At 70.0% G+C, this 22,843-nt stretch carries 24 protein-coding genes and 2 pseudogenes; 9 read left to right on the top strand and 17 right to left on the bottom strand.

Annotated features, from left to right (window positions below; translation table 11 throughout):
- Positions 1-70 precede the first annotated feature (70 nt).
- The 4 genes from ACPXCS_RS23120 to ACPXCS_RS23105 all read right to left on the bottom strand — a co-directional run bounded on the left by ACPXCS_RS23120 (position 71) and on the right by ACPXCS_RS23105 (position 2,580).
- On the bottom strand, positions 71-505 hold the full coding sequence (locus ACPXCS_RS23120) for an ester cyclase (protein WP_425948701.1): 435 nt from the start codon (positions 503-505) through the stop codon (positions 71-73).
- A gap of 98 nt (positions 506-603) precedes the next feature.
- A complete protein-coding gene (locus ACPXCS_RS23115) occupies positions 604-1,185 on the bottom strand; it encodes an NADPH-dependent FMN reductase (RefSeq protein ID WP_425948703.1) in 582 nt (193 codons plus the stop codon).
- A 54-nt stretch (positions 1,186-1,239) separates the two neighbouring features.
- The gene (locus tag ACPXCS_RS23110) at positions 1,240-1,788 is read right to left on the bottom strand and encodes a dinucleotide-binding protein (protein ID WP_425948704.1); all 549 of its coding nucleotides are present in this window, start codon (positions 1,786-1,788) and stop codon (positions 1,240-1,242) included.
- 138 nt (positions 1,789-1,926) lie between these two features.
- Positions 1,927-2,580, bottom strand: a complete 654-nt coding sequence (locus ACPXCS_RS23105) for a hydrolase (RefSeq protein WP_425948706.1) — start codon at positions 2,578-2,580, stop codon at positions 1,927-1,929.
- A 466-nt stretch (positions 2,581-3,046) separates the two neighbouring features.
- Between ACPXCS_RS23105 and ACPXCS_RS23100 the strand changes: the two genes are divergently transcribed.
- Positions 3,047-4,300, top strand: a complete 1,254-nt coding sequence (locus tag ACPXCS_RS23100) for a cytochrome P450 family protein (RefSeq protein ID WP_425948707.1) — start codon at positions 3,047-3,049, stop codon at positions 4,298-4,300.
- Between the two features lie 198 nt (positions 4,301-4,498).
- Here the strand turns inward: ACPXCS_RS23100 and ACPXCS_RS23095 are convergent, their stop codons facing one another.
- Positions 4,499-4,807 carry a GNAT family N-acetyltransferase gene (locus ACPXCS_RS23095; RefSeq protein ID WP_425948708.1) on the bottom strand — a complete coding sequence of 103 codons (309 nt, stop codon included), beginning with the start codon at positions 4,805-4,807 and terminating at the stop codon, positions 4,499-4,501.
- A 501-nt stretch (positions 4,808-5,308) separates the two neighbouring features.
- Between ACPXCS_RS23095 and ACPXCS_RS23090 the strand changes: the two genes are divergently transcribed.
- The gene (locus ACPXCS_RS23090; protein WP_425948709.1) at positions 5,309-6,499 is read left to right on the top strand and encodes a serine hydrolase domain-containing protein; all 1,191 of its coding nucleotides are present in this window, start codon (positions 5,309-5,311) and stop codon (positions 6,497-6,499) included.
- Here ACPXCS_RS23090 and ACPXCS_RS23085 read toward each other — a convergent pair.
- Both ACPXCS_RS23085 and ACPXCS_RS23080 read right to left on the bottom strand, forming a co-directional pair.
- Entirely contained in the window at positions 6,387-6,962 is a 576-nt protein-coding gene (locus tag ACPXCS_RS23085; protein WP_425948711.1) for a prolyl oligopeptidase family serine peptidase, read from the bottom strand. The two genes, ACPXCS_RS23090 and ACPXCS_RS23085, sit on opposite strands and share 113 nt — an antisense overlap.
- Before the next feature lie 72 nt (positions 6,963-7,034).
- Positions 7,035-8,777, bottom strand: coding sequence for a hydroxysqualene dehydroxylase (locus ACPXCS_RS23080; protein ID WP_425948713.1), 1,743 nt, complete (start codon positions 8,775-8,777; stop codon positions 7,035-7,037).
- A 346-nt stretch (positions 8,778-9,123) separates the two neighbouring features.
- Between ACPXCS_RS23080 and ACPXCS_RS23075 the strand changes: the two genes are divergently transcribed.
- The gene (locus ACPXCS_RS23075) at positions 9,124-9,495 is read left to right on the top strand and encodes a hypothetical protein (RefSeq protein ID WP_425948714.1); all 372 of its coding nucleotides are present in this window, start codon (positions 9,124-9,126) and stop codon (positions 9,493-9,495) included.
- A gap of 56 nt (positions 9,496-9,551) precedes the next feature.
- On the opposite strand, the gene ACPXCS_RS23070 is transcribed toward ACPXCS_RS23075, so the two are convergent.
- Both ACPXCS_RS23070 and ACPXCS_RS23065 read right to left on the bottom strand, forming a co-directional pair.
- On the bottom strand, positions 9,552-10,016 hold the full coding sequence (locus tag ACPXCS_RS23070; protein ID WP_425948715.1) for a hypothetical protein: 465 nt from the start codon (positions 10,014-10,016) through the stop codon (positions 9,552-9,554).
- A 34-nt stretch (positions 10,017-10,050) separates the two neighbouring features.
- Complete coding sequence (locus tag ACPXCS_RS23065) at positions 10,051-11,034, bottom strand: hypothetical protein (RefSeq protein WP_425948717.1); 984 nt, start codon at positions 11,032-11,034, stop codon at positions 10,051-10,053.
- A gap of 275 nt (positions 11,035-11,309) precedes the next feature.
- Between ACPXCS_RS23065 and ACPXCS_RS23060 the strand changes: the two genes are divergently transcribed.
- Complete coding sequence (locus ACPXCS_RS23060) at positions 11,310-12,260, top strand: LysR family transcriptional regulator (RefSeq protein ID WP_425948719.1); 951 nt, start codon at positions 11,310-11,312, stop codon at positions 12,258-12,260.
- A 183-nt stretch (positions 12,261-12,443) separates the two neighbouring features.
- Here ACPXCS_RS23060 and ACPXCS_RS23055 read toward each other — a convergent pair whose 3' ends face one another.
- Entirely contained in the window at positions 12,444-12,737 is a 294-nt protein-coding gene (locus tag ACPXCS_RS23055; protein ID WP_425948721.1) for a hypothetical protein, read from the bottom strand.
- 412 nt (positions 12,738-13,149) lie between these two features.
- Here ACPXCS_RS23055 and ACPXCS_RS23050 point away from each other — a divergent pair, with 412 nt between their 5' ends.
- Positions 13,150-13,314, top strand: coding sequence for a hypothetical protein (locus ACPXCS_RS23050; protein WP_425948723.1), 165 nt, complete (start codon positions 13,150-13,152; stop codon positions 13,312-13,314).
- A gap of 362 nt (positions 13,315-13,676) precedes the next feature.
- Complete coding sequence (locus tag ACPXCS_RS23045; protein WP_425948725.1) at positions 13,677-14,042, top strand: helix-turn-helix transcriptional regulator; 366 nt, start codon at positions 13,677-13,679, stop codon at positions 14,040-14,042.
- A 137-nt stretch (positions 14,043-14,179) separates the two neighbouring features.
- Here ACPXCS_RS23045 and ACPXCS_RS23040 read toward each other — a convergent pair whose 3' ends face one another.
- Both ACPXCS_RS23040 and ACPXCS_RS23035 read right to left on the bottom strand, forming a co-directional pair.
- A complete protein-coding gene (locus tag ACPXCS_RS23040) occupies positions 14,180-14,695 on the bottom strand; it encodes a YdcF family protein (RefSeq protein ID WP_425948727.1) in 516 nt (171 codons plus the stop codon).
- Positions 14,650-15,177, bottom strand: a complete 528-nt coding sequence (locus ACPXCS_RS23035) for a hypothetical protein (protein WP_425948728.1) — start codon at positions 15,175-15,177, stop codon at positions 14,650-14,652. Before ACPXCS_RS23035 ends, ACPXCS_RS23040 begins: the two co-directional genes overlap by 46 nt.
- A gap of 345 nt (positions 15,178-15,522) precedes the next feature.
- Here ACPXCS_RS23035 and ACPXCS_RS23030 point away from each other — a divergent pair, with 345 nt between their 5' ends.
- From ACPXCS_RS23030 to ACPXCS_RS23020, 3 genes and pseudogenes are all read left to right on the top strand, one after another.
- On the top strand, positions 15,523-15,780 hold the full coding sequence (locus ACPXCS_RS23030) for a lasso peptide biosynthesis PqqD family chaperone (protein WP_425948729.1): 258 nt from the start codon (positions 15,523-15,525) through the stop codon (positions 15,778-15,780).
- Positions 15,777-16,196: a lasso peptide biosynthesis B2 protein gene (locus tag ACPXCS_RS23025; protein ID WP_425948730.1), complete on the top strand. Its 420-nt coding sequence runs from the start codon at positions 15,777-15,779 to the stop codon at positions 16,194-16,196. Before ACPXCS_RS23030 ends, ACPXCS_RS23025 begins: the two co-directional genes overlap by 4 nt.
- A gap of 22 nt (positions 16,197-16,218) precedes the next feature.
- A pseudogene (locus ACPXCS_RS23020) lies at positions 16,219-16,449 on the top strand (SDR family NAD(P)-dependent oxidoreductase); the annotation flags it as partial.
- A 19-nt stretch (positions 16,450-16,468) separates the two neighbouring features.
- Here ACPXCS_RS23020 and ACPXCS_RS23015 read toward each other — a convergent pair.
- The 5 genes and pseudogenes from ACPXCS_RS23015 to ACPXCS_RS22995 all read right to left on the bottom strand — a co-directional run bounded on the left by ACPXCS_RS23015 (position 16,469) and on the right by ACPXCS_RS22995 (position 22,510).
- Complete coding sequence (locus ACPXCS_RS23015) at positions 16,469-18,211, bottom strand: MGH1-like glycoside hydrolase domain-containing protein (protein ID WP_425948732.1); 1,743 nt, start codon at positions 18,209-18,211, stop codon at positions 16,469-16,471.
- A 33-nt stretch (positions 18,212-18,244) separates the two neighbouring features.
- The gene (locus tag ACPXCS_RS23010; RefSeq protein WP_425948734.1) at positions 18,245-19,063 is read right to left on the bottom strand and encodes a carbohydrate ABC transporter permease; all 819 of its coding nucleotides are present in this window, start codon (positions 19,061-19,063) and stop codon (positions 18,245-18,247) included.
- Positions 19,060-20,043 carry a carbohydrate ABC transporter permease gene (locus ACPXCS_RS23005; RefSeq protein WP_425948736.1) on the bottom strand — a complete coding sequence of 328 codons (984 nt, stop codon included), beginning with the start codon at positions 20,041-20,043 and terminating at the stop codon, positions 19,060-19,062. The genes ACPXCS_RS23010 and ACPXCS_RS23005 overlap by 4 nt, the downstream gene beginning before the upstream one ends.
- Positions 20,044-20,053: 10 nt before the next feature.
- Positions 20,054-21,294 (bottom strand): annotated as a pseudogene (locus ACPXCS_RS23000) (sugar ABC transporter substrate-binding protein).
- Between the two features lie 193 nt (positions 21,295-21,487).
- Entirely contained in the window at positions 21,488-22,510 is a 1,023-nt protein-coding gene (locus ACPXCS_RS22995) for a LacI family DNA-binding transcriptional regulator (RefSeq protein ID WP_425948738.1), read from the bottom strand.
- Positions 22,511-22,843 lie beyond the last annotated feature (333 nt).

The following is a 22,843-nucleotide window of genomic DNA, read 5'->3' as shown; positions in this document are numbered from 1 at the left end:
CGCACGGGTTGGGGGCCGCAACCGGTGCCGTGGCGTACGGGCGGCGGGTCGGTGCGGCCGGGCACCGCGGTCACGGTGTGGCGAGCCCGGCGCCCAGCTGTTCCATCAGGGAGAAGAGGTTCGCGACGCCCCAGTGCTCGGTGATCCTCCCGTCGACCACGCGCATGGCGTCGACGGTCTCGAACCGGATGCTCCTGCCGGTCGGGGCGACACCGAAGAACTCGCCCTGGTGCGTGCCGTGGTAGGTCTTGTAGGTGGTGACCAGGTTGCCGTCGGCGGCCTGCCAGTGGATGACGGCGTGGAAGTCGGGGAAGGCGTGGCGCAGCGTCTTGTACAGCTCCAGGGCACCCGCCTTGTCCGCGGTACGGCCGGGCTGCGGCGTGTGGTCGACGAAGTCGTCGGAGAACAGCCGGTCGTACAGCTCGTAGTCGCCGCCGCCCTGGACTTCCTCGGTGTTGCGCCGGACGACGGCCTTCGCGGCCTCACTGATGTCGTGGTCGTGCATGGCCTGCTCCTCGGGGTGCGGGCGGACGGGATGCGGGCGGTCGTAGTACGGCGGTCAGGCGACCACGACCACCTAGCCGCCGAGAACGCCGCCGCTCATCAGGAGGCGGTGGCCGTACCGGACGCGGCACGCAGGGGTGCCAGGGCCCCGCTCCAGGCGACGACCTGGTCGAGTACGGTTCCCACGGCCTCCTCCTGGTGCGGCGCCGGACGGAACACGCTGAAGTCCTGGAAGTCGGTGTAGAGGGACAGGGCCGCCTGGGCGCGGACGTCGGCGACCTGGAGTTCGCCCATGACCAGCCTCAGGTGTTCGACGGCACGGGTGCCGCCGACGCTGCCGTAGCTGACGAACCCGGCGGCCTTGTTGTTCCACTCGGTGTAGAGGAAGTCGATGGCGTTCTTCAGGGCGCCCGAGGTGGAGTGGTTGTACTCCGGGGTGACGAAGACGTAGCCGTCGAAGGAGGCGATCTTCTCGGCCCATGCCTTGGTGTGCGGCTGGGTGTACTGGCCCAGGGAGGGCGGGGTGGCCTCGTCGAGGTGGGGCAACTTGTACGTGGCGATGTCGACGAGCTCGTACTCGGCGTCGTCGCGCTGCTTGGCGATGTCGTACACCCAGTGGGCGACGGCCTCGCCGTTGCGGCCGGGGCGGGTGCTGCCGAGGATGATGGCGATCTTGGTCATCGTGGTTCCGTTCCGCAGGGCTGGTCGGGGTGTGGCGGTGGGGCATGCCGGGTTCTACAGCTGCCCGGGAGCGGCGTAGCGGTAGAAGAAGGGGCCGATCTGCGCGGCCAGGGCCCGTGTCAGGCCGGAGCTGTCCTCCAGCAGCCGGGCTCCGGGCGTGAGGTCCCCGATGAAGACGGGGTCGTAGCCCGCGTCGCGGATGAGCTGCTCCGTGATGTCCTTCGCCCCGGGCTCGGCGGCGTAGAAGTTGCCCGGGGGGACCCGCTGTTCGCCGATCCGGTCATAGGCGGAGGCGAAGACGGTGGAGAAGGACTTCGCCGTGGGACCGCCGATGATCGACCTGACCTGGTGGGCGAGGGAAGGGAAGGCGTCGTCGCGGTCGGTGTACAGGTTGGTCGCGTCGATGGTCACCTGCCCGCACAGACCGGTGACCGTGCCGAGGGCCTCGGCGATGGTGTGGCCGGGTACGGCCACCACGACGACCTCGGCGTCCGAGGCGTCGCCGCCCTCACGGCCCAGGCCGGTCACGCGGTGGCCGGCCTTCTCCCAGAGGCGGGCCAGCCCGCCGCCGACGTGTCCCCGCCCGATCACGGTGATGTTCATGTGAGCTCCTCGAAGCCGTCGGCGTCGGGCCGCACCCCGGAACCGGCGCGGCCCACCACCCGAACTGGTTGACGCGTCAACGAAAGTATCCTCACTTATGTTGTCGCGTCAACAATCTGCTGGAGGGTACTGCCCGGGTCAGCCCTTGTTCTGGCCGAGGAGCTGCAGTTCCCAGGCGAGGCTGGTGCCGAAGCTGCCGCCGTGCTCCAGGAGGATCTCGGTCATGCCGGGCACGGTCTCCTCGCGGGCCCAGTCGCGCTGCCACTCGGAGACGACGGTGCCGGCGCAGGTAGGAATGACGCCGGCCTGGATCATGCGCTCGATGCCACGCTCGTGGGCCTCGGTGGTGGTGGCGCCGGAGGCGTCGGTGACGGCGAACACGCGGTAGCCGTCGGCCAGGGCGTGGATCGCGGGCCAGGCCAGGCAGATGTCGGTCCACAGCCCGGCCATGATGAGGTCCTTGCGGCCGGTGGCGGCCACCGCCTCGACGACCCGCTGGTCCTCCCAGGTGTTGATGGCCGTGCGGTCGATCGGCTTCTGGTCCGGGAAGACGTCCTGCAGTTGGTGGATGATGTGGCCGCCGCGGTCCTCCACCACCGTGGTCAGGATGGTGGGGACGTCGAACAGCTTGGCACCCTTGGCCAGGGCGGTGACGTTGTGGATCACCAGGTTGGCGTCCATGCTGCGCATGCCGGCGAACTGCGCGCCCTGGTGGTCGATGAGCAGCAGGACCGACTTCTCGGGCTCCAGCAGGGCGTCGAGACCGGTGTAGGTGATGTCGTTGGCAGGCATGTGTCATCTCCGTCGTCGTATCGGTGACGGCCTTGACCTCGGCCGTCCCAGCGACTCTCCCAGTCACTCCCCCGCCCGGCATCGGTGACCATTACGTAGGCGGCGCAAGCCACTTGGGGCGCGGGGCCTGCCGTCCCGCGTACGCGGCGGGCGAGCAAACGACCGATCAAGCGCTGGACTTGGCCGATGAGGCCCCATGGTTCCGGCGGTCATCCAGGATGATCGGCTGTCGTGGCCGGACGGCGAACTGTCGCTCTCGCCGGCAGGTGCGTGGTACCGGTTCTGGTCACCGTGCGGACGAGGGTGAACCCGTGCCGGGCCCGGGTTGTCTCCCACGCGGCGCCGTCGGACGGTGGTGCGCGCACGGCCACGGGTGGCGGAAAGCGGTCTGACCGAGCGCCCGGTGAACGCGAAGTGGCAGGGAAACGATCTGGTGGGTGAGCGGCGGTCCGGCGGAGAGTGCAGCATGACCACGCAAGACTCCTCCGTCCACGACGCGGGCATGCCCCGCGTCGGCCGGGCGGAATTCAAGGCTCATGCCCACACCTGGTACGCGGAGCTGCGCGAGCGGCACGGATCGATCCTCCCCGCCCGCATGGCGGACGGCACCGTCAGCTGGCTGGTGGTGGGCTACGAGCTGGCCCGTGAGGCCCTGGCCCACCCCAAGCTGAGCAAGAACCCCGAACCCTTCGCCGACGAACTGCGCGCCTCCGGGCGGCACATCCTCCTCGCCGGGAGCGGCTTCGGCGGCAACATGCTGATGGCGGACCCGCCCGAACACACCCGGCTACGCCGCCTGGTCTCAGGGGTGTTCACCAGCCAGGCGGTGGAGAAGCTGGCTCCACGGATGGAGGAGCTGGCCCACGAGCTGATCGACTCCTTCGCCGGGCGCGGCAGCGCCGATCTCGTCGCCGACTACACCACTCCGCTGCCGATCACGGTGATCTCCGAGTTGCTCGGCGTACCCGAGGAGGCGCGCGCGGACCTGCTGGCCTGGACGCGTCACTCGATGGGCGCTCCCTCCGAACAGCAGCGCGCCGGCCTGCTGGCCCTCAACGGCTACCTGCGCGAACTGCTCGACGCCAAGCGCCGCGAGCCAGCCGACGACCTGCTGTCCCGGCTGATCACCGTGCGCGACGAGGACTCCGGCAGGCTGTCCGAGACCGAGCTGCTGGGAACGGCGGTCATCCTCGTCGTCGCCGGTCACGAGACCACCGTCAACCTGCTCGGCAATGCCGTGGTCGCCCTGCTCGACCACCCCGACCAGGCACGCGTGCTGCGGGAGAACCCGCGGCACATCCCGGGCGCCGTCGAGGAGTTCCTGCGCTACGACCCGCCCCTGGAACTGACGCCCACCCGGTTCGCGACCGAGGAGTTCGAACTCGGCGGCCGAGTGATCAAGCAGGGCGACACGGTCACCGTCGCGCTCACGTCGGCCGGGCGTGACGCCCCCGTCGGGCCGGGAGCCGAGCCCGACCGGCTGGACGTGCTGCGCAAGCAGGCCCGGCACACCTCGTTCGGGCACGGCATCCACTACTGCATCGGGGCACCGCTCGCCCGCCTCGAAGGCGACATCGGGCTGCGCGTCCTGCTGTCCCGCCTGCCCGACCTGGCGTGGGCCGACCAGGCCGAGCCGGTCGCATGGCTCCCGGCAGGCATCACACGCGGCCCGGTACGTCTGCCCGTACGCTTCACCCCGGCCTCACGGGCCCGGACCTGATCCGCGCCGCCCCGGCGGTGGGCGGGAAAACTGCCCACCGCCACGGGAAACGAAGCCGGCGGCTGGCTTCGGCCCGGGGCGGAGGGCGGTCCGTACCGGCCACGAGGGCACTCGCGGCGGCGAAGGTGTGGCGGAACTCCTTCGACGGACTGTACTCCTCGGAGCCACGCTCACCGCGGCCGTGCCCGGAGGACCAGGTCACAGGCCGAAGCGGGCCCGTTCGCCCTCGGGGACCAACGCCGTGTACTCCTCCGCGTGCCTCTTGATGAACTTGCGGATGAAAGGGCAGTAGGGCATCACCCGGAGGTTCTGCCGCCGCGCGTCGTCGAGGACGGCACGGGCCAGCGTGCCGCCCAGTCCCCGGCCCGCGAACCGCTCCTCGATCTCGGTGTGCAGAAAGGCGATCTCGTCCTTGAAGCGGTGGTACTCGACGAGGCCGGCGAGCTCCTCTCCCTCGAAGATCTCGTAGCGCGACAGGTCGCTGTCGTCCGTCACACGACTGGACATGGTTCCTCCGGTAACGGGACACGAGGCGCCCACGCCGCCCGGGAAGGCCTTCTCGACGAGCCGTCCGCAGGGCCACGCGGACGTCGCATACGGTCCAGGCCGGGCCGGCGAACGACATCGGCGAACACTGCCTAGAAGGAGGCGACGGCCGATCACATACGGTGCCTGTCACCGATGGTGGTGTCGCGCACGGCGACTGGCGAGAACAAGGCATTTTCCACAGTCCCTTGCCGACCTTCGGCAGTTCTGCGACACGGCCCTGACCAGGCGAAGGACACTGGTTCGGGCGCGGCGAAAGCATTGGCTTCCCGCAGAGGTGAGACTCGCCGACGAATCGTGCACGCCCCGCCAACCAGTATGGTCACGACGCCGCGCGACGACCGCACTTCGCTTGACGGTACGTCTTCCGCCCGGTCAGTGCTCCGCGCGCGTGCCCGTCCGATGTGCCGTCCCGGCACATCGGACGGTCTTTCCCCCACGAACCATCGCAGAAAGTCATGCATGCGCCTCAAGAAAGCAACTGTCGCCCTGATCGGCGCCACCCTGGTGGCGACCGTCGCGAGCCCCGCTTGGGCCGACACCTCGGCCCTTCCCGCCCCCAACACCGACAGCCTGCGCTCAGTGCAGCAGAAGGCCGTCAGCCAGGGCGCTCCCGGCGCCTTGACCCGTGTCGATGACAACGGCGGGAGTTACCACGTGGTGACCGGGGTCGCGGACACCACCGCCCAGACCCGGATGGACACCGGCCGCCGTTTCCGCATCGGCAGCGTCAGCAAGACCTTCACCTCGGTGGTGGTCATGCAACTGATGGCCGAGGGCCGTATCGACCTGGACGCTCCAGCCAGCCAGTACCTGCCGAAGGCCCTGCCCAGCGACGCGATCACCGTCCGGCACCTGCTCAGCCACCGCAGCGGACTGTACGACTACACCAACGTCATGTTCGCCCAGACCGTCCCCGGCTTCGAGGCGGTCCGCAACAAGGTCTTCACCTACCAGGAACTCCTCGACCTCTCCGCCGCCCGTCCCCTCACCAACACGCCCGGAGCGGCCTACAGCTACTCCAACGCCAACTTCGTCGCCCTCGGACAGCTGATCGAGCACGTCACCGGCGCGTCCGTGGCCACCAACTACGAGCAGCGGATCCTCGCCCCGCTGGGCCTGCACGCCACCTCCTACGTACATCCCGAGGCCACCGTCTCCGGCACCCACGCCCGCGGTTACCTGCGCCCGGACGACACCACCCTGCCCTTGGTGGACTCCACGGAGCAGACCGTCTCCTGGGCCCAGTCGGCCGGCGCGGTGATCTCCAGCGCTGAAGACCTCAACCGTTTCACCTCCGCGCTGGTCACGGGCCGGCTGGTCCGCGCCGACCTGGTGGCTGAGATGATGCGCATGACCCCGGTCAACGCGGACGGTACGCAGATGTACGGCCTCGGCCTGAGGGCGCGCAAGCTCTCCTGCGACATCACGGTGTACGGCCACACGGGCACCGTCCAGGGCTACTACACGTACGCCTTCACCACGGCCGACGGCTCGCGCAGCCTGACCTCGATGGCGAACACCTCCAACAACGGCACCGTCAACACCACGCTGGGCGGGACCTTGGAGGCCGGGTTCTGCGGCACCTCGCCCGCCGCCACCGCCCGGACCAGCGCGACGTCGCGCAGTCTGGAGACGGCGGCCGTCGACTGATCCCGGCGAGGCACGTCCTCAGCGGCCCGCCGTCCGGGCGGCGGGCCGTTGGCCCGGGGCTGGTGCTGCTTCCCTTCGCCGTTCGGTGCCGTCCCCAGCGCGTATGGGCGCGCTGTCGGCGCGTCGTCACCGCTTCTCGGGTGAGTGGAGTGGGGTGGAGCCGTGGTGAGCATGCGGGCGAAGTCCAACGGGGTGGTGAAGCAGCGTTCGACGTCGTCGTCTGACAGGCCCGCCCATGCGTGGCCGGCGCCGGGGACCTGGCGACGCGAGCGCCCGCCTGGCGCAGCGCTGCGGCGAGCTGCTCGCCCTGGGCGGGTGGGACGAGCGAATCGTCTGTTCCGTGCAGGATGAGGAAGGGTGGGGCGTCGGCGGTGACATGTGTGACCGGACCGGCCGCTTGATCGGCAGGCGCTGACCGTCCCCTGAGGGGAACCGCCCCTGGTGTCGGCTCCCGGCGGGACATGCAGTCGTGTCGGTCAGCGATGACACGCTCGTCGGCCGGGTCACCGCAGATCGCCGACCGCGCACGGGCCCGTCACCCCAGGTCCAGAGCGTTGGGCAGGCCCCACCGGTGGCGGGTCCGGTCGTGGCGCTTGAGGGCCTCGAACTCCGGCGCCCGGTACAGCGGTGTGATCGTGCAGCGCGGCGCGTCCGAACCCGCGCTGTCCAGCAGCGCGTTGACTGCCGCACGGGCGGAGGCGTTGGCGCCTTCCATGGTCGCCAGGTCGATGTCGACGGAGACGTAGTCACCCGCGAGGAAGAAGTTCGGGATCCTCGTCGCCGCCGTCGGGCGGTTGTGGAAGGTGCCCACGGGGTGGATCAGCAGCTCGTCCTCGTTGACCGGATTCGGGGTCCCGATGCCGTCGACGCCGGGATCGAGGAACCACGAGTGCAGCGCGCTGTCCCTCAGCACCACCTTTCCCGTGTCGTTCAGTGCCGCCTTCAGCTGCGCCCACACCTCCTTGGCGACCTCGGCCCGGGTGCACTGCTTGGCCGTTCTGCCGTACAGGATGCCGGGCCGGTCCCATTCGGAGATGTCCACGGAGAGGCAGTCGACGGCGGCGCCGTCACCGTAGTCGGCGGGGAAGTCCCGCCCCGGCCAGTGCCCGGCCTGCTGGATGGCCGTCAGAGCCCAGGGTGAGTCGACGCAGTTGAGGTGCCCGTCGAGCAGGGGTGCGGACTCGGTGAGGTAGAACTGGATGCCGGTCATCCAGTCCGTCGCCAGCTTGTCGCAGCGCGCGAGCTGGGGATCGGCGGCCCGCAGGCCCGCGCCCCAGGTGCGGCGGGCATGCTCCACCGGCATCGCGCAGACGTAGTGGTCGGCGGTCACGGTCCTCGTCTCGCCGGCCGGGTCCGAGATGCGCGCTCCGGTGACCCTGCCCCCGCCGTACAGCACCTCCCGGACGGTCCACCCGAGCTTGAACTCGACACCGAGTGAGGTCAGATGGGCCACCCACGGGTCGATCCACGCCTCGTTCGTGGGCGCGTTGAGGATGCGGTCGAGCGGGCCGTCCGCGCCGCGCCCCAGCCCGTTGAAGACGAACGCCTCCAGCAGACTGGCGACCGTGCGCGTACTGGCCTCCTCCGCCTTGGTGGCGACGATGTTGCGGGTGACACCGACGGCCAGGATGCGCTGGTAGTCCTGGCTCATCCGCGCCGCTCTGATGTAGTCCCACCAGGGCGTGTTCTCCCAGACCTCGTCACGCCTCTCGTCGCAGCTGGTGAGGAAGACCAGGACGCGGTTGACGAAGTACGCCGCCTCGTGCGCAGGTATCCCGCGCGCGGTCTCCATGACGGCGGTCAGCGCGCGGCGGACGTCGTCGAGAGTGAGGTCGGGCGGCTGGTGGCCGGGCCGGGGAAGCGGGAGGCGCACGTCCTCCCGGCCGGTGCGCGCGAAGGACATCTCGGATGGGGCGACGAGGTTGTCCCAGACACCGTTGGGATTGCCCGGGAACGGGATGCGCCGCATCGTGTCGGGCAGGTTGTGGTAGATGCCGGGGATGAAGCGGAAGCCGTGCTCGGCGGGCAACTCCCGCCGCCCGCCCCGTGCGCTGCCCGGCACGCCCATGCTGCGCGCCTTGCCGCCGAGCGCCCGGCGCTCGTGGACGGTGACGCGGAAGCCGCGCTCGGCGAGTTCGTGCGCGGCGGTCAGCCCGGCCACCCCGCCGCCCAGCACGGCCACCGAGGCCGGGACGTCTGCCCGGGGGGACTGAGCCGCGGCCTGCGCCGTTCGGGTGCCCAGCGCTGCGGTGCCGCCGACCGCGGCGGTCCCGGTCATGAACGTGCGTCGTGAGGTACCCGAACCGACCATCCGCTCCCCCTCTTACCGCAGGTAACTAGCGCATCGCCGCAGGAGCATACGGAGAACCCGGACGACCCGGAAGTCACGTGAGGACGCATTCCTACGATGGCTGGAAAGGGAGCAGGCTCCGCGGAAGGAGCCCGAGACAGTCGGCTCAGCGGCTCGCCGTCTCGCGTCCGGCTTCGGTCTTTCCCACAGGCCACCCAGACATGTGTCAGGACCGGTGAACGCGGTTCGTCACTAGGCTCGCGCTCGATTTCGGCTGCAGAACGGTTGTCGACCCACGACGGACCCGGTCTGCGCCTTTTCTACAGAGGTGACCATGATGACATCCAAGGTGTTCCGCCACGCCGCCGCGACGGCCGCTGCTGCCGCGGCCTTCTCCATGCTCGGAGCCGTCGAGGCCCAAGCCGCCGCGACGGCCAGCTCCTACGGCTGCCCGGAGGGGGCTTTCTGCATCTATCCGCAGAACGCGGGCTTCAACAACAACGTCCCGTCGCACGTGTACTGGTCCCAGGGCGTTCACCGGCTCTACGACCAGTACGGCACCCACATGATCTACAACAACCAGACCGACGGGTGGAAGGTCGACATCTGCGCCAACTCCAACGGGACCAACTGCTGGACGATCAACCAGGGTTACGCCAACGAGATCGACCTGGGTCCGGTCAACTCGGTGGTGCTCCACCCGTAACGCGGCACGCGACCCCGGAGGGCCCCGAGGGGCCCTCCGGGGTCATGAGCGGACGGTCAGCAGCTGTCCGTCCAGCTGTGGGACGCGATGTTGTTGTCCACGGACTCGCCGTAGCCGTCCCACCACGACCAGCCGTGGCTGAAGACCTCGCGTCCGAGCGACAGGTCCAACCACATGTCGCCGTTGCCGAGACAGGCGTACGCGGCGCTCTGGTCCTCGCCGTAGTACAGGTTCACGTCGTCGTAGCCGCCGGCGTATCCCCGGTTCTCCACGGAGGAAGCGAGGTTGCGCATCGCCGGGCAGCCAGGGCCCGGATAGTCCCAGTTGCGGATGGCCCCGCTCCAGGCACAGTGGCCGCCGCCTCGGTAGGGGTCCATCCAGGCGTGGAGCTTGCCGTCCGCCGCGGCCGCGCTGACCGTGCGGGTTTCCGCCGGTGCCGGTTCGGCGGCGTGTGCCGTGGGAGCGGTGAACGCGACGGCCATCAGGGCGGCCGCGCCGGCGAGTGAAGCGAGCTTGCTCATGTTCTGTTCCTCTCGTTGTCTGCTGTCGGGGTGATCAGCCGCGGCGGACGATGTCGCGGGCACGGCTGAGCGCCTTGTACTCGAGCAAGGCGCGGTTCTTCACCTCGGTGGAGTGGTGGGAGTCCATCTCCTGGCGATGCTTACGGCTCACCTTGCGGAGAGCCGCGGCCAGGCCCGTGGATTGCGCGCATGCGGCCTCCGCCTGAGCCGTGGAGAACTCACCGGCCCTGGAGCCGCGCGCGAAGTGTTCGCGCGTCTCTTGAGGCATGTCATAGGAGAGGCCCCGTTCATGCATGCAGGTGGCCCACGCCCGGGTTGCGGGAGCGAGTTCGGGATCGGCCACGGCGGCCGCCGTGGCCGATCGGGCCAGGGCGTCGGTGACCCTCTTCGCTCGGTACCAGGCCCTCAGGTCGGTGTAGAGCACGCGTTGGGCTTCGGAGACGCATCCTTTGTCGCTGTGCCGGATCTTGCCCATCCCGGGGACGTTCGCTTCCAGTCCTTCCGGGGTCGGTCCGTTGAGCGCCGTGACCGCGGCCGCTTTGCGGTCAGTGGAGAGACCGTCGAAGTAACGACGGTTGGGGTCGGTGCGAGCCGACTCCTCCCGGCGTTCTCGGACAGCGCGGCCGTAGCCGTTCGCGGCGGCCCACTGCTTGTCGTCGATGACGTACGGGAACAAGCGCTCCAGAGGTTCGGGGAGTTCCGGCGTGACCCAGAAGGAGAAGCCCGCCTTGCGCATGCAGTCACGCGTGAGCGTCTTCTCCGCCTGAGCCAGAACTTCTCGCTCCGCGACGGTGAGGGGTCGTGGCGTCTGCTGCGGTTGAGCTGCCCGCGAGCCATCGGGTGTGCAGGCGGTGGTCCATGCGGCGGCCATGGAGAGGAAGACCGCAAGGAACGGGACGCGTGCCGCTCGGCCGGTGCGTCGCCGACGGCGATCGGGGTGGGAGGTCGTGCCGCTGTTGTCAGCGGCCCGCCGCAATGTGCGGTCAAGTGGTGCGGGCAGGCGAAGTTGCGCGGACATATGTGGTGCTCCCCCTGTGTCACCACCCCCGGTCGGTCAGATCGGTCGGGGGAAATGCGCTTGACGGCGGGATTCAGCCGCGCCTTGCCAACAGCCTTTCGACTGATGACAAAACACCTTCCCCCGCATAGGACCGTCACGTTGATCAAGTGGCGGTGGGTCGACTATCACACAGTCGACGCAGACATGTCAGCGAATCCTGGGGGCGACATGTCTGCTGATCGATAGGGATCTGGTTATGACCGCACGTCGAACCGGTGAAAGGGTTCACGGAAATGGGAACCTCCCTGTCAAGGGAACCGAGCATCCATCAACTCCGGCTCTACATAGCGCTGAGCGAGGAGCTGCACTTCGGAAACGCCGCCGCGCGCTTGTTCATCACTCAGCCGGCGCTCAGTCAGCAGATCAGAGAGCTGGAGAAGCGCTTGGGGGTACGCCTGGTCGAGCGTACGAGCCGGACGATCACCCTGACCGAGGAAGGTCGGGCCCTGCTTCCCGCAGCCCGGGCCGCGGTCGCTGCGGTCGATCGGCTCAAGCGCATCGCCGATGCGCAGCAGCGGCAGATCTCCGGGCGGGTCATCGTGGGAACCATCGGCGCCGAGGCCTCAATGGCACACACGCGTGCAGTGCTTGACGTACTCAGAGATCACCACCCGCGAATGACCCTGCATCTGGTGAACCTCAGTTTCGGCGATCACATGACGGCACTGGCACAGCAGGACGTCGACGTGGCTTTCCTCCGCCCTCCGGTGACGGACGACATGGAACTGCACCACCTGGCCACCGAGCCTCGAGTTGCCTGCCTTGCAGCCGGCCACCCGCTGGCAGCCTCACCCCAACTCTGCCTGGCCCAACTCTCCGACATTCCGGTGGTCGACATGCCTGAGCAGGTGCCACGGCTCTGGTGGAATTTCTGGGCGGTCGACCCCCGTCCCGACGGACGTCGCGTCCGATATGGTCCGGTGGTCACCGACATGGAATCGTTGATGCACACGGTGGCCACCGGGGAAGCGATGTGCTTTCTGCCGGCAGCAGCCCGCGACTATTTCCCCCGCCCGGGCATCGCCTACATCCCGGTGGCCGACCTCCCGCCTTCGACATCCGCCCTCGCGTGGCTGCGCCGGAGGCGTTCCGAACTCACGATCAGAGCCGTCCGGAATGCTGCACAACACGTCACCAGCAGCGCCGAGCCCGACCGAACCGACGGCGATTCGTCTTCCCTATGAGCTCTCTCAAGAGGCTGCATCGCGTCGCCGTCTTTCGATTCAAAGCGCGAAGCCCCCACCCGCCAACGGGAAGCGCTGCTGTGCACGGGCTCGATGAGCGGGAGAAAGCGGGGTATCCGGGAGGCGACGTCGCTGTCCCGACTCCCCTTCGAGGAGGTTCGCGCTGTGCTCTCGCTCAAGCGCTTACTCGACCGCAGTCTGACCGCGCAGGCGACCCTGGTCTTCCTGCTGGGACTGGGCATCACGGCCCTGCTCCGCAGGGACGAGCACCCGGCTGTCTGGGTGTTCCAGAGCGCTCTCTACACCGGGGTCGCCATCGCCGTCCTGGCCGTCCAACGCCGCAGGGCCGCCCGGGCCGTGGGCATCGACATGGACGGTCTCGCCGATCTGAACCGGAAGATCCGCCACCATGAGGTGCCGCAGGACCCCGAGGAGCGGGCGGCCGTGCGCCGGCTGGTCGCCGAGCAACTCGGCCATATGGAGCGGGCGGGCAAGTGGCTGCCGTACTGGCTCGGCGCCATGGGACTCGTCGCGGTCGGCATGCTCGTCCTGGGGATTCTCAAGCGGATCCCTGGTCTTCCCTCTGCTCTTCGCGGTCGGTATGGCCGCGCTGTGCCTCTGGGTCCTGTGGATGCGCCGCCGCTCCCTGGACCGCCTCCGCCGGATGCGCCAGGCCCTGCGACAGGAGTGAACCGCCGGGCGGAGCGGAGGCTTGGGCAAGTCCGTGAAATCGGTGCCTCATTGGAGGCAGTGAACCCACGTAACGGGGGTACAGGCAGAGCAACGCGTGAGGACACAGCCCGGAAGGGTGATGATGGGTCAGGTCAAGCAGTTGCGACAGCTCAGGGGGATGTATGCGGTCGGTGTGTTGGCCTGGACCTTCTGCCTGTTGCTGAATCTTGTCCAAGGCGATGGATCGGCGCGGCAGACAGTGCTGCTGCTGGGGCTGCTCGCCGCCTTCCTCGTGCTGCTGCTGTGGTCGACCTGGCGCCTCTGGGAGGCAAGGGCGGACCGGGCCCGGCGCACGGCGACCGCGCAGGCCGAGTCGTCCTGACCGAGCGAGACTCCGGGAACGAACCTCAACGGGAAGCCACCCGACAGTGGGCTGCCACCGAAGCAGGAGTCTGTGGCCAGCGCCCTGGGCGGGCGCCGGGAGGGGCAGCCTCGTCGATCGTGCTGCGGATGTCGAGGAGTTGTCGATCATCCACGGGCGCGTACCGGCAGGGACGGCGCCACCACCTAACGGTGTGATGGAGTCCATGTCGTAGGGGCCGCTGTACGCCTGCCGTACGCGGTGCGTACGCGGTGGGTACGGTGCCGTGTTCGGACTTCTCGCCTCAGCCCCTCACAAGCGTGGGCGTACCAGCCTCGCCACAGGGCACCCTCCGGCTCCTCCTGCGACCTAAAATGCTCGGCATGGTCGCAGTGCCCGCATCCCACACCGGTTGGACGTTCATCACCAACCACGCCCGTGTCCTGGCAACCGTCGCCGACAACCCGAACGCCCGCATCCGTGACATCGCCGCCCATTGCCGGCTCACCGAGCGGGCCGTGTCGCGGATCATCTCCGACCTCGAGCGGGACGGGTACCTTTCCCACACCCGCGACGGGCGCACCAACACCTATCGCGTCGAACCGGACAAGGTGCTGCGCCATCCCGCCGAAGCGGGACTCCCCGTCGCATCGCTGCTCTCCCTGCTCGTGCAGGACGAGACCGACCGTGCCGGCACACCGTCCGCCCGGGAACAGCAGCTGACCGACGCGCACCGTCAAGACGCATAGCTCAGAGAGCTGCGCCGGAGGGCGAGGCCGGCACGGCTCAGGTTGGGTGTCGCGTCGGGACGGCGCCTGCACGCCGATCCGGAAGGCCCCTCCCCGCTGCGTCCGGGTGACACCGGTCCGGGGCCGAGGCTCGCGGCTCAGTGGTGGAACACCGCCGTCGCCACCGGCACCGCAAGCAGCAGGCTGAGTCCGATCAGGGGGAGGCGGTCCAGCCACAGGATGGCGGCGAATTCGCGCAGCGTCGCGGCCAGCCAGTACGCCGGGGAGGTCGGCGCGCCCACGACGTGCACGGGCACGCCGACGCGGCGGGCCAGCAGGGTCGTGCGGTAGACGTGGAAGCCGCTGGTGACCACCGTGGCCCGGTGACCGGGCGCGGTGCCGTCCACGAGGGCCGCGCTGAAGCGGAGGTTCTGCCCGGTGTTGACGGAGCGGTCCTCCCGCACGATCCGCTCGGCGGGTACTCCGCGTCCGCCCAGATAGTCGGCCATCGCCTCCGCCTCGGAGCGCACCTCGTCGTCGCCTTGGCCGCCCGAGACGACGAACACCACACCGGGCGCGTCCGGTGCGCGGGCGGCGTCGACCGCGAGGGCGCGCTCCAGCCTGCGGGTCAGCAGCGGGCCGGGCCGGTCGCCGTCGAGCCCGGCGCCCAGCACGACGACATGGGTGGTGTCCGGCAGGGGGCGCTACGGCCCCGGACGAACACGTAGCCGGCGAAGACGAGGAAGAGCAGCGTGAGGTATCCCGCGGTCGCGTTCACCGCGACCATGAGAGCACCGAACGCCTCGCCGCCGACCGCGAGGAAGACCGCGTCGAGACCGAGCACCGCCAGCACCGCGCAGCCGGCGGCCCCGGTCGCCAGCAGGGCGGCCTGCGGTCCGTAGCGCCGGATCAGGAGGATGCCGTCGGCCACCAGCAGCAGGCCCACCGCGGACCCCAGGAGCAGCGCGGTGACGGCAAGGATGGTGGCCATGGTCGGGTGCGCTGCCGCGCTGCGAGCGGCCATGCCGAGTCCGGCAGAGGTCGCCGCGAGGCAGAACAGGACGGCGGTGGAGAACCGGTGGGGTGCCAGCCAGGCGTTGACGACACCGCCCGCGGCGAACACGGCCGCGGCGAGGTACTCCGGGTACTCCGGCATATGCCGCACCGCTCCGCTCTCCCGCCCACCGGGCCGCTGCCCGTACCGTCCGCCTTGCGCCGCCCGCGGGTTCCCGGACCCGGTACGCGCGGCTGCCGACCATCCTCCCAGACCTGCCGTGGTGCACCGAACGCGGGCGGGCGGTGCTGCGTTCGGCGGGACCGGCGAGGTCATCGTGCGGCTCCGCAGCCAGGCGGCCTCGTCGGAGAAGCGAGCAGTGCCGAGCCGGCCGCCGGTACCGCCGTCGGTCAGGCGGGGGCGAACTGGAGGCCACGCTGGCCGCGGAGGCGTGGCTGCGAGACGTGGAACATCAGGAAGGTCCCGACCACATGAGGGAGATGAACGGTGCACCGACTGCACACTGACGTGAGCGCCTGCGCCACGGACGACGGAATGGTCCTCCTCGACGAACGCGGCGGGCGCTACTGGCAGTTGAACGGCACCGGCGCCCTCGTGGTCCAGGCGCTCCTGGACGGTGCCACGCCCGAGCAGTTCGCCGAACGGCTCGCTGCCACCCGCCCGGTGTCCCGGGAGCGGGCGGCCTCCGACGTCACGGCGCTGGTCGGACACCTCGTTCGGGAACGGCTGGTCTCCGACTCGTGAGCCAGGTCCTGGACACGGGGGGCGTCCGTCCGGCGCTCGGTTCCCGGCTCGCCGCCCATGCGGCCGTCGCCGCAGCCCGGCTGCTTGCCCGTCTGCCACCACGCCGGATCCGTGCCGTCCTGGGCCTGGTGCGGCGAGGGGCCCGGCCCGCGCGGCACGAGGAGGCCCTGCGGGCGCGACGGGAGGTGACGGCCGTCAGCACCCTCTGCGCGGCCCGCTACTGCCTTCAACGCTCCCTGGCCACCGCCCTGTTGTGCCGCATGCGGGGTCGATGGCCCACCTGGTGCAGCGGGGTGCGTACGTCACCCTTCGCGGCGCATGCCTGGGTGGAGGCCGACGGCAGGCCGGTCGGCGAGCCGGAGGACACCGCCACCTACCGGGCGATGATCAAGGTACCGGGGCAGAGGCGAACCTGACGGTCCCGGACCGCGCCGGATCACCGGCGTACGCTCCGACGGCTCGGTTCCGGCCGACCCGGACGCGCTCCACGCGCGAGTCCGTGAGGAGGCCGGACGCATCGACGTGCTGGTCGCCGACGCGGGGATCGTCGCCGACGCCGCGCTCGGCGCCCACACCGAGGCGAACGTCGACCCGCCGCTCGCCGTCAACGCCAAGGGCACGCTGTTCACCGTTCAGAAGGCGCTTCCGCTGCTGGCGGACAACGCCTCCACGTCAGCCCGAGCCGGGTTCACACCGGGTGCTGCTCACCTCGCCGTACCTGCGCCTCCGCCAACAGGAGGTAGCCGGCCGCGGTCCAGGTGTAGGCGCGGTCGCGCTGGCCCGCCCCCGTGAGGGCGTCGAAGTTCTCGGCGAAGCCGTGGTTCTCGCACAGGGTGCGGAAGCGGGTGCTGATGTCGTCCGCCAGCCGGTGGTGGCCGGCGCGGCGCAGGCCGTCCTCGATGAGGACGGTGGCGGGGGCCCAGATGGGGCCGCGCCAGTAGCCGTCGTCGAGGTAGTGGGGCGAGGTGGGCAGTTCGGTGGCGAGACCGTACGGGGTCAGGTGCGCCTTGATGTGGTCGGCCAGGGCGGCGCTGACCTCGCCGGGCAGATGCTCGCCGAGCACGATGGGCATCAGGTCGAGGAGGCTGGCGCTGCTCCAGGTGTCCCCCGTGCCGACGCCCCGGGCGACGAACCGGCCGCCGTTCCAGAGCTGCTCCAGCAACGCCGCCTGGGTTTCCTCGGCCGTCCGCTTCCATCGCACGGCCTCCTCCGTTCGGCCCAGTTCCAGTGCCAGGTGGGCCAGTTCGTGGAGTTGCAGGACGAGGAAGGCGGACAGGTCGGCGGTCTCGACCACCCGCTCGGGGTCGAAGGTGGTGGCGTTGTCCCAGCCGCTGTCGTTGCCGTGCTGGTAGTGGGGGAAGACGGCACCGGGGGCGCGGCGGGCGGTGAGCCAGAAGTTCGTCCAGCGCTCCAGCCGGTGGTGGACCTCGGCCAGGTCGGCCGGGCCGGGGGGCGTCGGCAGACGGCGGCGCAGGTGCCCGAAGGCCCAGCCGTGGATGGGTGGTTTGACGAAGTTGTACAGGACCTCGGAGTGGGTCACGGAGTCCGGCAGGGCGCCGCTGCCGTCCTGGTGGTCGAAGGGCAGGGCGAACTGGTCCCGGGCCAGTTCCGGGCAACCTGGCGCCAGGGCGAGGGCGTTGAAGCAGTGGTCCCAGCTCCAGACCTTGTCCATCCAGTGCTTGGACATCAGCACCGCGGGCCGGGTGACGAGGCCCGTCGGACGGACGGTGGCCGACCAGATGACGTAGGCGGCCAGTTCGGCGGCCGGGGTGGCGGACGAGCGCCAGGGGGCGACGGCGTCCACGAACCGCGCGAACGAGCGTCGCCCGGACGCCACGATCTCGTCGAAGGCCACCGCGGACGTGTACGGCGGGCGGGCCGCGTCGAGTTCCTCGATGGCGATCTCCCAGGTGCCGCCCGCGTTAGCGGTGGTGGTGAGACCGCGTTCGGCGCTGCCCAGTGCCTCGGCTCCGGCGAGGTCGGCGGTGCCGGACAGCACGGTGACGCGGTACCGGCGTCCCGTCTCGTAGGACGTGAACACAGGGGCGCCGGCGGCGGCGTCGTGGAAGAAGTACGTTCCGCTGAACGGTGTGAGGACCGTGGCGGCCGCCCGTACGGCGATCCCCAGGCCGTTCCCGCGCAGCCGTACGGTGTCCGGCGACTCGTAGGCGAGGTCGACGCGTCCGTCCGCGCCGATCCAGCTGAGCAGGCCGGGTCTCGCCGCCACGTGGGTGTCGGCACGGTCACCCGTGACCGGGTCCAGCGGTGTCAGGCGCAGCACGGCGTGCATGCCGTTCTGGTGGGAGACGAGGTGAAGATCCTCGGCGTAGGTCCTCTCCGCCACCACGGGCGAGATGCCGAACCAGGATCCGTAGGTGCTGAACGGGATGTCGTGCACGGAGAAGGCCGGGCCGGAATGGTCGGCGGTCATGAAAGGGCACTCGTTTCTCGAGCAGGGGGGAGGTCAGTCCTTGACCGCGCCGGCCGTCACGCCGGCGGCGACATAGCGCTGGGCCAGGACGAGGATGACCGCGGCGGGCAGCGAGGCCACGACGGCGGTGGCCATGATGGCGTTCCACTCCTGGTTGTTGTTGCCGATGTAGTGGTAGATGCCGAGCGTGATCGGCTCGTGCGCCCCGCCGTTGACGAGGGTGCCGGCGAAGACGAAGTCGGACCAGGACCACAGGAACGCGAACAGCGACACCGTGACGACGGCGTTGCGGCTCATCGGCAGGACGATCGACCAGAAGGTGCGCATCGGGCCTGCGCCGTCCGTGCGGGCCGCCTGGAGCAGTTCCCCGGGGATGCCGGACATGAACGCGGTGAAGATGAGCACCGCGAAGGGGACGGCCAGGGTGGAGTCGGCGACGATCAGGCCGGGGACGGACTGGAGCAGACCGAGCTGGAGGTAGATGGCGTAGAAGCCCATGGCCATGATGATGCCGGGGATCATCTGCGCGGCGAGCAGCAGGAAGCTCAGCACTCCCCCGCCGCGCGGGCGCAACGTGGCCAGGGCGTAGCCGGCCGGGGCGGACAGGGCCACGGTCAGGGCGACGGTGCCCAGGCCGATGGCCAGGCTGGTGGCGAGGTAGGGCAACTGCTCGTCGAGGACGGTGCGGTAGCCGGCCAGGGTGCCGTGGACGGGGAACAGACCGGGCGGGGACTTGCGCATGTCCTGGTCGCGGGTGAGGGACACGTTCAGCATCCAGTAGACCGGGAAGAGCATGATCGCGGTCAGCAGGACGCCGAGGGTCGTCTTTCCCCGGGTGCGTCGGCTTCTCATGACAACGCCTGCTTTCGCTGGACTCTCATGTAGACCAGGCCGAACACCAGGGCGGCCACCACCAGCAGGTTGCCGACGGCCGCGCCCGGTCCGAAGGCGGGCAGCAGGTTGCCGAAGCCGAGCTGGTAGGACCAGGTGGCGAAGGTCGTGGACGCGTCCGCCGGGCCGCCCTTGGTCATGATCCAGATGATGTCGAAGACCTTGAGTGTGTAGACCAGCCCGAGGAGCAGGGTGATCGCGGAGACGGGACGCAGCAGTGGGAAGGTGATGCTCCAGAAGCGGCGCCAGGGCCCCGCCCCGTCGAGGGCCGCCGCCTCGTACAGGCCGGCCGGGATGGACTGCAGGCCGCTGTGGAGCACGACCAGGTTGAACGGGACGCCGATCCAGACGTTCGCGATGATCACCGAGGTCAGTGACCAGTCCGGTGAGGTCAGCCAGTTCACCGGGTCGACGCCGACAGCCTGAAGGGCCGCGTTGACGATGCCGGATTCGCTGTTGAGCATCCACGACCAGGTCGAGGCCGACACGATCAGGGGCAGCAGCCAGGGGACGAGGAACAGGGCCCGCAGGGTCGCCGACAGCCGGAAGTGCTGGTTGAAGAAGACCGCGAGGGCCAGGCCGATGGCGTACTGGAAGGCCAGGCACACGCCGGTGAAGACCACGGTGTGGAGCAGGGCCGGTGCGAACGTCGGGTCGTCGAAGACCTTCTGGTAGTTCTGCAGGCCGGTGAAGGGGGCGTCGCCCTGGACGAAGGAGCGGACGGTGTAGTGGCGCAGGCTCAGGTCGAGGTTGCGGTAGAGCGGATAGGCGTAGAAGAGGACGAGGTAGAGGGTCACCGGGGTGAGGAAGGCCCAGGCGGCCCACTGCGAGGGGCCCGGCGTGCGGCGTCGCGCGGCGCGGCCCTGGGGCGGGGCGGTGTGGGCCGCCGTGCTCCGGGGCCGCGCGGACCGGTGGTCCGGCGGGCGGGTCGTCTGCTTCATCGGTGCCATGTCACTTGACCGCGGCCTGCGCCGAAGTCAGCGCGTCCTTCGGTGACTTGGACCCGCTGAGCGCGGACTGCACGGCCTTCCACAGCTGCTCGGAGATCTTGGGGTACCGGGTGCCCAGGTCGTCGCTGGTGCGGCCCTTGGCGGCCTTGACCGCGCCGACCCACGGCGTGAGGGCGGCGTCGGCCGCGACCTGCTTCTCGCGGACCTCTTCGGTGGGGGCGACGTAGGACAGGGTGGTGTCGGTGTCGTACAGGTTGGTGGTGCTGGTCAGGCAGCTCGTGAGCTTGCTCGTGGTGGGATAGCGGGCGGTGTCGCCCTGGACGGGGACGGTGACGAACTCGCCGCCCGTCGGGGCAGCCGCGGCTCCTCCGCCGGAGGCGGGTATGGGCAGGACTCCGTAGTCGAAGCCGGCCTTCTTGGCGGCCGCGAGCTGCCAGGTGCCGTTCTCGGCGAAGGCGTAGTCGCCGCTCGCGAACTCCTGCCAGCTGGTCGTCTGGGTGTTGTTGAGCACGGAGTTGGGGGCGTAGCCCTGGTCCAGCCACTTCTTCCACAGGGACAGGGCGGAGACGGCCTCGGCGGAGTCGAGTTCGGTCAGCTTCGCGCCGGAGCCCCAGAACCACGGCAGGAACTGGAAGCTGCCCTCCTCCGTGCCGATCGCGGAGAAGGTGATGCCCTTCTTGCCCGCCTTCTCGACCTTGTCCAGGGCCGCCGTCAGCGACGTCCAGTCCTTGACGGAGGTGATGTCGACGCCGGCCTCCTTCAGGATTTTCTTGTTGTAGTAGAGCGCGAGGGTGTTGGCGCCGATGGGGTGCCGTAGGTCTTGCCGCCCGACTGGCCGGCGGCGAGCAGGTTGGGGTCCACGGCGGAGGTGTCGAGCTTGTTCTCGCCGGTGGTGGTGAGCACGCCCGCCTCGGCGAGGGTCGACACCACCGGGTTGTCGACGATGAGGACGTCCGGGGAGTTGCCCTGCTGGGCCGCGAGCAGCGTCTTGTTGGCGAGGTCGCTGGTGTCGAAGCCGGTCCGCTTGACCTTCACACCGGCCTCGGCGCCGCAGGCCTCCAGCAGCTTCACCCAGGCCGAGCCCTTGGCGAACTGCGGGTAGGGGTCCCAGACGGTGAAGGTGCCGCTGTCCGCGCCCTCGGTGTCGGTGTTGCCCGATCCGGAGGAGCAGGCGGTGCTGGCCGCGGCGAGGACCGTCGAGAGCGCCACTGCGGCGAGGCGCCGTCTGGAGGAGGTGTGCATGGCGGGTTCCTTCGTTCTGGGCACAGGGGTGCCGTGGCAGTTTCCGGACACAGGGGTGCCGTGGCAGTTTCCGGACACAGGGGTGCCGTGGCGGGGGCGACGTGGGGTGAAACGGGCACGCGGGAGGGAGGCGGCGAGGGGAGGGCGTGCTCGGAGAAGAAGGGGGACGAGGGGCGGGCGGGTCGGCGGTCTGTCAGGGGCGCTGGGAGCCGGAGGCGGGCCCGGTGCTGGCCCGCAGTGAGATGGGGGGTGTCAGCAGGTGGTGCCGGGCGGGTGCGCCGGGCTGGTCGAGCCGTTCCACGAGCAGGTCGACGGCGCGGCGGCCCAGTTCCTCCGCCGGTACGTCGGCGGCGGTGAGCTGCGGGGTGACCGTCTCCGCCCACCTGCTCCCCACCACTCCGGTGACCGAGAAGTCGCGCGGCACATGGCGGCCGGCCCGGGCCAGCCCCCGGTACAGACCGCCCAGCGCGGCCTCGTTCAGCGTGACCAGGGCGGTGGTCTCCGGGTCGTCGTGCAGGATCCGCTCCACACAGGCCTGGCCCGAGGCGGCGTCGTCGCCGCAGCAGTACGTGCGGACGGTCAGCCCGCGCTCGGCCGCGGCTTTGGTGAAGCCGTCCAGGCCGCGGTGCGCCGACTCGTAGCCGGCCTTCAGCAGTTGCTCCGGCCGGTTGACGAAGGCGACCCGGCGGTGGCCGAGGTCCGCGAGGTGGTGGACGCACGCCGCGGCCAGGGCGGTGTGGTCCAGGCCCACCCACCAGCCGTTCTCCGGGTGGGCGGTGCGGCCGATGGCGACGGCCGGGAAGTCCAGCGCGGCCAGGTGATCGGCCCGGTCGTCCTCCAGCCTGATCTCCATCAGGATGGCGCCGTCGACCCGCCGCTCCCCCAGCAGCCGCTGGAACGAACGGTCGCTGTCCACACCGCTCGGTGACAGCAGCACGTCGTAGTCGTGGGCCGCGGCGGCTTCCACGACGCTGCCGATGAAGTCCAGCTGCATGCCGGTGTAGTGGTTTCCGGCCGGCGGGAAGACGAGGCCGATCGTGCTCGTCCGGCCGTTGGCGAGGGCGCGGGCGCTCGCGCTGGGCCGGTAGCCCAGCTCGTCGACGACCTGCTGGATCTTCCGGCGGGTGTCCTCGGAGACCGGGCGTTTGCCGCTCAGCGCATAGGACACGGTGCTGCGCGAGACACCGGCACGCCTGGCGATCTCACCGATGTTCACGGCAACTCCTAGCTCGTCGAACCGGTTCGCTTGCCAGGAACGTAGGAACTGCCCCGGCTCGTGTCAACACCCGTGCGGCACTTCGCCGGTCCCTCGATGTCCCCGGACGGATCCTCGCGTCGCAGGGATTGTCGGCCGGGAGCCCCGGTGCTAGCTTCGCGAACCGGTTCGACACAGCAATCCCTTGGGCAGCGGTGCGACAGACCCTCATGTCCCCTTCCGTGAAGCCTTCGCACCCGCCGTCCGACGCAACGCCCCTGCTCCCGCGCGCACCGGTGATCGAACCGGTTCGACGCACGTGCCGACCAGAACCGCTGCTCGACGCAGCGGCGA

Source organism: Streptomyces sp. DT190, from assembly GCF_049846985.1.
Taxonomy (GTDB): domain Bacteria; phylum Actinomycetota; class Actinomycetes; order Streptomycetales; family Streptomycetaceae; genus Streptomyces.
This window is presented reverse-complemented; position numbering and strand designations above follow the sequence as displayed.